Consider the following 10,553-nt stretch of genomic DNA (forward strand, 5'->3'; position numbering starts at 1 on the left):
ATGACACCCTTCGGCTGTCCGGTCGTTCCTGACGTGTAAATCATATAAGCGAGATGATCCGCCGTTGTTTCCGTCTGCGGGTTCGCTTCATCGTTTTCATCAAGCGGCAGGCTCAGAATGGAGCGTCCGCCGTCAAGCAGGATCGTTTCACCTTTGTAGCCATCCGGCACGTCGAGCGCTTCCTGTGTGAGAAGCAGCTTGGCGCCGCTGTCCTGCAGAATGTAGCTGATCCGCTCTTGTGGGTAGTCGGGGTCAATCGGCACAAATGCCGCGCCCGCTTTTAAGACGCCGAGTACGCCCGCGGCCATTTCCAAGGACGGTTTCGTCAAAATGCCGACACGTTCATCAGCTGTGACGCCGCAGTCCATGAGAATGCGCGCGATGCGGTTCGCCCTTGCGTTCAGCTCACCGTACGTCCATTTCGCGCCGTTGTATGCCGCGGCCGGCCGGTTCGCATGGCGGGCGGCCGTTTCTTCAAAGAGACGGTGAACCGTTTTGTCCCGCGGCACAGAGAGTGTTTTTCCTTTCCATGCGTCAAGGAGGGCTTGTTTTTCAGCATCGCTGATCAGTGAAATCTCAGGCAGCTTTCTGTCCGGGCTTTCCGCCGCTTGCTTCAGAATCCGCAGGAACCCGGCGCTCCACTTTTCAATGGTTTCTTTTTTAAACAGATCAGTCGCATATTCAAACTGAAGGCCGAGACCTTCTTGATCCGTAAAGCCGCCGAGTGTCAGATCGAATTTCGCCGTGCCTTGGTTTGACTCATACGGAGTGATGCGCAGGTTCTCCAGTTCCAGTGTTTCTTTATCCGGATCTTCTGTCGTCACCATCACCTGGAACAACGGGTTGCGGCTCATATCTCTCGGCAGGTCAAGCTTTCCGATCAGATCCTCAAACGGATAATCCTGATGCGCCAGCGCGTCGAGATTGGTTTGTTTCACCTGTTCGAGCAGCCCGGCGAAGGTCTGCTCTTTTCGTGTTTCATTGCGAAGCGCAAGCGTATTGACAAACATCCCCGGCATTTCCTGAACTTCGGCGCTCGTTCTTCCGGCGGTCACCGAACCGATAATGATATCGCGCTGCCCCGTGATTTTGCTCAAAAAGACATGGAACGCGGCGTGAAGCACCATGTGAAGAGTCGCTCCCGATGATTCCATTAATTCACGCACCGCTTTTTCCGTTTCACGCCCCGCTCTGAAACGGACGGATTGTCCTTTAAAACTTTGAACCGGCGGACGGGGAAAATCGGTCGGCAGATTCAATTCAGGAAGCTCGCCGGAAAATGCGGAGAGCCAATAACGCTCATGGTCTTTCATCCGTTCGGCCTGCCCGGGTTCATTCTGCCAGACGGCGAAGTCTTTATAGTGCAGGTTCGGCGACGGCAGACTTCCGCCTTTGTAAAGGTGAGCGAGCTCTTTGACCAGCATGCTTCTGGACACGCCGTCGGCAATAATATGATGCATATCCAGCAGCAGCAGGTGTTTCTTTTCATTCAGTCTGACAAGAGCGGCCCGAATGAGCGGAGCCGCGCTCAGATCAAACGGCTTAATAAATGCCTGAATGATAAGATCCGCTTTCTCCTCGTCCGCTGCTTCAAAAATGTGCAGGTCAATGTCAGCCTGTTCTGCGATCTGCTGCATCGGCTGGCCTTTTTGATCGATAAAGGACGTCCGCAAAGATTCGTGGCGATTGATCATCTGATTGAGCGCTTCCTGAAGCCTTGAAATATTGACTTCTCCTTCCATCAGAAGAACGGACGGCATATTATAGCTGATTGTCTCCCGGTCAAGCTGGTTCAGGACGTACATCCGTTTTTGGGCGGATGATAACGGGTACGCGTCTGCACTGTCTGCCGGTGTGATCATCCGATATCCCTCAGATACCGCCGATTTTTCGATATATGCGGCAAGCAGGCGGACAGTCGGCTGTTCGAACAGCGCTTTTAACGGAACCGTTTTGTCCAGTTCAGCCTGAATATTGGCGAGGAGCATCATGCCTTTTAAAGAGTGCCCGCCGTAATCGAAGAAATTATCGTCGATGCCGAGCGTATCCGTACCGAGTGTCTGTTTCCAAATGCGGCACAGCTTTTCCTCCAATTCCGTTTCCGGCAAGGCTGAAGCTGTTTGCGCCGTTTGGCTGACGCCCGGTTTCGGGAGGGCGTTTTTATCGGTTTTTCCGTTGGCTGTGAGCGGAATGCGGTCTACCTGCACGAAGTAAGCCGGAAGCATATGAGACGGCAGTGTTTCGGAAAGCCGTTTGCGAAGCTCAGAGCCTTTCAGCCCGCTGTCGGCTTTATAGTACGCGCACAGTTCCGGCAGCCCGCCTTCGCTGACTGCGAGAACGACCGCCTCCTGAATGCCGTTTACGCTTAACAGCACGGTTTCAACCTCTTTTAATTCAATGCGGTAGCCCCGGATTTTCACCTGATCATCCGCACGGCCGATAAATTCAATCGTCCCGTCAGGAAGCCTGCGGACGACATCTCCCGTTTTGTACATCAGGCTGTCCGGTGAAAAAGGATTTGAGATAAATTTCTCCGCCGTCAGCTGCGGACGGTGAAGATATCCTCTGGCAAGCCCCTTCCCGGTAATATAAAGCTCGCCGCTTGCGCCCGGAGGAACGAGCTGCATTGCTCCGTCCAATACAAGCGCGCCGGTATTTGCGATCGGGCGGCCGATGACGGGACGCTGCTCATATTGATCAAGACGCTCCATATTGATCCGTTCCGCAATGGCGCCGATCGTCGTTTCCGTCGGCCCGTAGTGATTGATGAAGTCGGTATGGGCGTATACGTCATGAAACTTGCGGACATCGGACGTGATGATCTTTTCTCCGCCGAGCACCACTAAACGAAGCGGGCTGAAACGGCGTTCTGACGTAAAACGGGCTGTGTTGACGATCATATGGAACAATGACGGCGTCAGTTTCATATACGTAATGCCGTTTTTCTGTATATACTCACCAAGCTGATCAGGTGCGGTGTACGTCTCTTTCGGCACAATGTGCAGCTCGCCGCCCGCCTGAAGAATCGGGAATATGGCCGTATAGCCGAGATCAAATGCGTAAGAAGACAGCAGCACGGATTTGTCAGCTTCGGTCAAACCGGCTTCACGGCTGAACCATGTGACATAATTGATTAGATTGCGGTGCTCCAGCTGGACGCCTTTCGGTTTGCCCGTTGTTCCCGAGGTATAAATGATATAGGCAAGCTGGTCGGCGCCGGGCTCCGTTTCAAGCCGGTCGGCGCTTTCGTTCTGCCATTCTCCGTCTTCCATTACGACCGTTTTTCCTTTATAAACGGCGGCCGCGGTCATGTTTCTCTCATTGACGACCAGAAGCTTCGTTCCGCTGTCTTCGAGAGAGTAGCGGATTCTCTCTTCAGGAGTCTCCGGATCAATCGGGAGAAATGCCGCTCCGGCTTTCATGACGCCGAGAATCGCGGTAATCAAGTCGGCCGAACGATCCATCATAATGGCCACGATGTCCTCACTGCCCGTTCCGCAAGCCTGAAGGTGGCGGGCAAACCGGTTCGAGCGTTCATCAAGCTCACGATATGTCAGACTTGTTCCGCCCGCAACCGCCGTGAGATCAGGCGTTTTTTGCGCTTGCCGTTCAAACAGTGAAACAAAAGTGCCCTCAGGCAGATCCGCTTCCGTCCGTTTTTCATCAGAAAGGAGCGCTTCCCGCTCAGGAGCGGACAGCAGGCTTGCGTCGGCCAGCTGAATATCCGGATTTTCGGCGCAGGCTTTAATCAGATTGACAAAATGAGCGCTCCAGCGGCGGATGGTTTCGTCCGCAAATAAGGCTTTCGCGTAATCAAAGCTCAATCCGACCTCTTCTCCGCGCTCAGCCGCTTCTAAGGAAAGATCAAATTTAGCGACATGATGATGCATGGAGTAAGAAGAAATCTCCAAATCTCCGAGCCGCAGGGCCGGGATCTCCATGTTCTGCATATTAAATAACACGCTGAACAGCGGACTCCGGCTTGTGTCCCTCGTTAACGGCAGTTTTTCAATTAATTCTTCAAGCGGATAGCTTTGATGCTCAAAAGCTTGAAGGCTCGCCGTTTTCACTTCATTCAGAAATTGCTTGAACGTTTTTTTGCCGGCAGGATGCGACCGAAGCGCCACGGTGTTGACAAACATGCCCGGCACGTCTTGGAGATCAGGATGCTGTCTTCCGGCCGCCGGAGACCCGACTATGATGTCTTCCTGGCCCGAATATTTGGACAGCAGCACTTGAAAAGCGGCCAACAAGAACATGTACATCGTCGTATCCGTATCAGCCAGCAGCTTCTTAATCTGCGCCGTCACCTGTTTATCAAGCCCGAAGATGACGCGTTCCCCTTCAAAACTGCGCTCGGCAGGACGCGGGAAATCAAGCGGCAGATCCAGCACCGGCAGATCGCCTTTGAACGTATCAAGCCAGTAGGCTTCGTGCTGATCGAGATTTGCTTTTTCACGCTGCCAGACTGAAAAATCCTTATAATGAATCTTTGGCAGCTCAAGCTCCGTGCCTTGATAAAGCTTCGCAAGATCACCGATAAAAATGCCCATTGAGCTTCCGTCCGTAATAATGTGGTGCATGTCAATCAGCAGAAGATGCCGATCTTCTTCAAGCCGGATCAGCTTCGAACGGACCAGCGGCGCACGATTGAGCGCAAACGGCCTGATAAAGGCTTTTGTCAGCTCTTCTGCATCTTCTTCCCGGCCCTCGGCGGTTTCAAGCTCAAACGACACATTTTTATGAATGGTCTGCACGACTTCTCCATCTGCCATGTCAAACGACGTACGCAGTGTCTCATGACGGTTGATCAATGCCTGCATGGCCTCTTCAAGACGGTTTTTGTCTACTGATCCTTCCAGCAGAAGTACAGCAGGGACGTTGTAGCTCGTGCTGGCCTGTCCGAGCTGATTAAGGATATACATCCTGCGCTGTGCTGAGGAAACAGGATAATGCTTCTGATAAGGCGCTTGTCGGATCGGTTCAAACTGCTGTTCCTCCTCGCTCTCATGCTCCAAATAATGCGCAAGCTCCTGAATGGTCGGCTTTTCAAATAACACTTTAATCGGCACTTCTTTTTGAAAGTGCTCCTGGATTTTAGCGGTCATCATCATAGCTTTTAAAGAATGTCCGCCAATCGTGAAGAAATTGTCAGTCACACCCGCTTTTACACCGAGAATGCCTTCCCAAATGTCCGCGAGTTTCTGCTCCGCTTCCGTTTTCGGCGCTTCGTATTCTTTTTGAACGGCTTCAGCCTGAGGCTCAGGCAGCGCTTTTTTATCAATCTTTCCGTTCGCCGTCAGCGGAAACTGATTCATCTGGATGAAGTGCGCGGGAATCATGTATTCCGGAAGTGATTCCGAAAGCGTTTTGCGCAGGTCTTCCGGTGAAAGGTCCCGGTCTGCGGTAAAGTAAGCGCAGATTTCATTTTCATCCGCTTTATTTTTCCGGATCACAGCCGCAGATTCCGTCACATTCTCCGCCTGGCTGATTTTCGCCTCGATTTCGCCGAGCTCGATTCTGAAACCGCGGACCTTTACTTGGTTGTCAATTCTGCCGAGAAACTCGATCGCGCCGTCCGGAAGCCACTTCGCCAAGTCCCCCGTCCGGTATATCATTTCATCCGGTCTGAACGGATCGCGGACAAACTGCTTCTCCGTTAATTCAGGCAGATTCACATAGCCTCTTGCCACTCCGCTTCCGCCGACGCACAGCTCACCGGGCGCGCCGATCGGCTGGAGGTTGCGGTTTTCGTCCATAATGTACGCAGTGGAATTTCCGATCGGCTTCCCGATCGGGATCGAGCCGTCGTAGTCCTGATCAATGAGAAAACTCGTCGAAAACGTCGTATTCTCCGTCGGCCCGTAGCCGTTCCAAAGCGACAGCTCCGGTGATGCCTTCCTCACTTTGCTGACAATATGCGGCACAAGCGCGTCACCGCCGATGATGAGGTGCCGGAGCGTGTTAAACATGCCGGCATCCTTTTGGGCAAGCTGATTAAACAGCGGAGACGTCAGCCACATGGTCGTGATCCGCTGCTCTTTCAGAAATTGGGCGAATTGCCCGGCGTCAAGCAGCGTCTCTTTTTTCACCGGGTGTAATGCCGCTCCGTTCAGCAATGCGCCGAAGACTTCGAAGGTTCCGGCATCAAAGCTGACGGCTCCCGTTTGCGCCATCCGGTCTTCTTCATGAACCGGCACGTAATTCGAATGTTTGACGAGCCTGATGATATTTCTGTGTTCAATCATGACGCCTTTCGGTTTTCCGGTCGACCCGGATGTATACATGATATACGCCAAGTCGTTGCCGCCGGCCGGAAGATTCAAGTCTGTTCCGCTTACCGTTTTCTCCTCGCTTTCATCCAGCATGACAATCGGGACTTGCAATGTGCCCGCTTGTTCTTGATAGTCCTGAACTGTCAGCACGAGCCGAATCGAGCTGTCTTCCGCCATAAAGCGGAGACGGTCCTCCGGAAAAGCCGGATCAATCGGCACATAGGCGCCGCCTGCTTTTAGGACGGCAAGCATGCCGATAACGGTTTCCGCAGACCGGTCGTTCATAATAGCGGCGGTCCGGCCTTTTTCCAGCCCGCTCTTCACAAGGTGTCTCGCCAGGCGGTTGGCCGCTTCGTTCACTTCACGGTAGGTCCATTCGCGTCCCGCTTCTTTTATCGCGATGCTTGCAGGCGTCCGGTTTGCCTGTGCTTCAAACAACCGGTGAACGGCCTCCTCTTCCGGAAGCGCCGTTTTCGTATCATTGAATATCTCAACAATCTGCCGCTCTTCTTCGCCTGAAACAAGGCCGAGTTCCCGCACGGGCGCATCAGGCGTTCCGACCGCCGCTTTCATCATGCAGGTCAGATGATGCGCCGTTCGTTCGATGGCATCATGAGCGAAAGCCGCTCCGTTGTATTTGATTTTGACAGTCCACGTTTTTCCCGGATACACGATGAGATTGAAATCAAAGCTCGTCTGCTCAAAAGCATGTTCAACTTTAATGGAAAAGCCGAGTCTTTCCTCCATGCCCCCGTTTTCCAGCTCTTTGTCCAGCGGATAGTTTTCAAACGCGACCAAATGATTCAAGAGGCTGCCGTCCAGAGCGGAGCGCTTTTGAATGTCATAGAGCGGCACATAATCATAGCGCTCGGCTTCCACGGCGTTTTTCTGAACTGCCGCCATCACGTCAGAAAAGGCTGCATCTTTGTCAATCTTGATTCTGACGGGAATCGTATTGATGAACAGCCCCGCCATCGTTTCAATGCCGTTGATTTCTGAAGGACGGCCTGATACGACGGTGCCGAACACCACATCGTCTGTATAGTTGTATTTGCTGAGCACCGCACCCCAAACGGCCTGAAACAGGTTAGGCCCCGTGACTTGATGCCGGTTGGCGGTCTGCTGAATCTGCGCGACCAGCTCTTCATCCCAGACAAAAGAATATTCTTCATTTTGGTAGTAGTCTTTCTTTTCTGATGCCAGACGGCCCGGGAGCAGGCTCGGCTGTTCGAAATCCGCCAGGCGGCTGCTCCAATATTGTTCCGCCTCCTCATAATCCCGGCCTCCGAGCCATTTGATATAGTCAGAGTAAGGTTTGCCCTGGCTTCCCCCGGCGGGCCGGCCGGCACGAAGCGCTTCATAGTTTTGAAACAGGCTTTTCATCAAAACGCCCATACTCCAGCCGTCCATGACAATATGATGATTGCTCCAGACGAGATACAGCTCCTTCTCACTGAGCCTGAACACCGCCGCTTTAAAGAGAATATCCTTCGCCAGATGAAAGCCCTGCTGCTGCACATCGCGTTTATAGCGTTCAATATATTCGGTTTGGCGCGCTTCATCTAATTGACTGATATCTTCATAGTGTACCTTCGTCTTCCGCTCTGCTAATACGACTTGGCGCGGTTTTTGAAGCTGCTGGTGCACGAATACCGTACGCAGGATGTCATATGTCCGGATCAGCTCATTGACGCTTTTTTCAAAAAGCTCAAGCTGAAAGCTTCCGTGAATCCTAAGCTCTAATTGTGTGAAGTAGGAGGAAGAATGCGGATCAAGTAACGCATGATACAGCATTCCCTCCTGCATCGGTGTGAGTGCATACACCTTTTGAATCGATTTTTTGCTCATATGTCACCTCTGTCTTTTCTGTTAGAGAATTTCCATTAATTTATCAAGTTCATCAAGCGTCAGATCATCATCGCCAAGATCGCTAGGCGTAAGCTCAGGTCCGTCTTGGGCCAGGCAGTGATCTATGATTTTCAAGAGGTGCCCTTTAAAGCTGTCACTGAACGATTGAATGGTTTTTTCATGAAATTCGAGAGAATGATAGGCAAACGTCATCGTCATCTGCCCATTTTCTATAAATCCGACAATATCAAGCGCATTCGGCTTCTCTGTGTCAGGGCTCAGCGATTGTCCTGACGGCATCCCGGATCTTGTAAATAAGCCGGAATCCGACATCTCATTAAACTGGCCTAAGTAGTTAAAGCTGATATCCGGATCAATCTTAAATGAAAGATTCTCTTTATGCTCAGGCGCCGTTACATAACGCAGAATGCCGTAGCCGACTCCTTTGTTCGGGATGTGTCTGATGTCTTCTTTCATTTGTTTCAGCTGATATGAAAGATCGTCGGCGTGCTTCATCTCAAGGATCATCGGATACATGCTCGTAAACCATCCGACCGTCCGGGTGATATTCAGGCCGTCAAGAATGTCTTCGCGCCCGTGGCCTTCCAAATGAACGCCGATCGTGTCTTCACCCGTCCACTCTTTCAGCGCCAGTCCGAGCGCCGTGAGCAGGATGTCGTTCATTTCCGTATGGTAGGCTTCATGTACGTTTGTCGTCAGCTGTTCAGTTTGTTCAGGCGTCAGAGAGAAGCTGACCGTTCTCGTATGTCTCATGCGCTGATCACCAGACTGCCTGTCTTTCGGAAGCTGAGTGCATACCTCTTTTTCCTCAAGCTCTCTCCAGTAATCCGCTTCTTTCAGAAACGCCTTCGTATTTGCGTATTCTTTGATTCTCTCAGCAAATTCGGCGAATGAATGTGTTTTCGGAGGCAGCGCCGGTTCATTGCCTTGCTTCAGCTGCGTATAAACGGACGTGAAGTCCTCCAGTAAAATCCGCCAAGATACACCATCCACGACTAAGTGATGGATTGCGAGAAGAAGGTGGTCTCCATCTTCAGCCCGGAAGAGCCCGGCCTTCAGCAGATGTCCTGTTTCCAGTGAAATACTGCTTTGAAGACGGTCTGCTTCTCGTTCGATACGGTCCTCATGGTCTTCAGCAGGTCCGTTCAGCTCAAAGACGTTCAGTTCAACAGACGCATCCTCAAGCCCTCTGTAATACGGTTTTTGTTCACGATAAATCATCCGGAGCGCATCATGGTGCACCGTCAGGACATGTAATGTTTTTTCTGTTATCTCCGGATCAAAGCCGTCTTTCGCATGAAGCATGACGGATTGGTTCCAGTGGTGTTTGTCGGTAAAGTTTTTCTCAAAGAACCAGCGCTGGATCGGCGTTAAGTCCGCTTCGCCTTCGACAGGTCCCTGATCGGCCTGCTTGCCTTCCGTCCGCTCCACGTAAGAGACGAGCTCTTCGATGGTCGGATGCTGGAAGAGATCTTTCATCTCCAATTTATACCCGTGCTGGTTCAGACGGCTCGCCATTTGGATGCCTTTGATCGAGTCGCCGCCGAGCGTGAAGAAATTATCGCTTACGCCGATCTGATCAAGACCGAGCACTTCCTGCCAAATGTCAGAAAGCAGCGTCTCCATCTCCGTTTCCGGCGCTTTGTAAGCGGCGCTTCCCGCTTCAATGTCCGGTTCCGGCAGGGCTTTTTTGTCAATCTTTCCGTTTGCGGTGACCGGAAGCTCGTCCATCTCCACCCAGAACGCCGGCACCATGTAGTCAGGCAGCGTGTCTTTCAGCGCGGCTTTGAGCGCTTCAATATCGTCCTGTTGAGGCGCGACATAGGCGCAAAGCGCGGTATTGCCCGCTTTGTCTTCCACAGCCGTCACCGCTGCGTCATGAACATCCGCAAGCTGGGCGAGGCGGACTTCGATTTCTGAAAGCTCGATCCGGTAGCCCCGCACTTTGACCTGCTGGTCGATACGGCCGATGTATTCGATGCCGCTCTGCGCGTTCCATTTGACGAGGTCGCCGGTCCGGTACATGCGCTCGCCGGGCACGAACGGATCTGCGGTAAACCGCTTCGCCGTTTCTTCTTCACGGTTCAGGTATCCGCGTGCCAGACCGCGGCCGGCCACGCACAATTCACCGGCAATGCCTTCCGGCTGCACCTGATCGCCGTCGCCGAGAATATAAGCTCTCGTATTGGCAATCGCCCGTCCGATCGAAAGCGATCCTTCCTCAGGATTGATGACGCCGCTTGTCGCGACGACGGTGTTTTCCGTCGGACCGTAGTTGTTGACGATCGTGTACGGCTTTTTCACCGCCCGCTTCAGCTTGTCGCCGCCGACGAGAAGCATGCGGAGAGAGGTATTTTCCAGCTCCATAAATTGTTCGGCCAGCTGCGTCGGCAGGAAGGTGATGGTCAC

General features: G+C 52.5%; 2 protein-coding genes. Both read right to left on the bottom strand.

Going from position 1 to position 10,553, the window contains the following annotated elements; translation table 11 throughout:
• On the bottom strand, window positions 1–8,123 hold an 8,123-nt coding region (gene srfAB / locus ACWJJ5_RS19180), incomplete at its 3' end, for a surfactin non-ribosomal peptide synthetase SrfAB (protein WP_454022617.1).
• Window positions 8,124–8,144: 21 nt separating this feature from the next.
• Window positions 8,145–10,553 (bottom strand): condensation domain-containing protein (locus ACWJJ5_RS19185; RefSeq protein ID WP_454022618.1); only part of this gene is annotated, 2,409 nt, incomplete at its 5' end.

This window comes from Bacillus sp. JK74 (genome assembly GCF_053663395.1).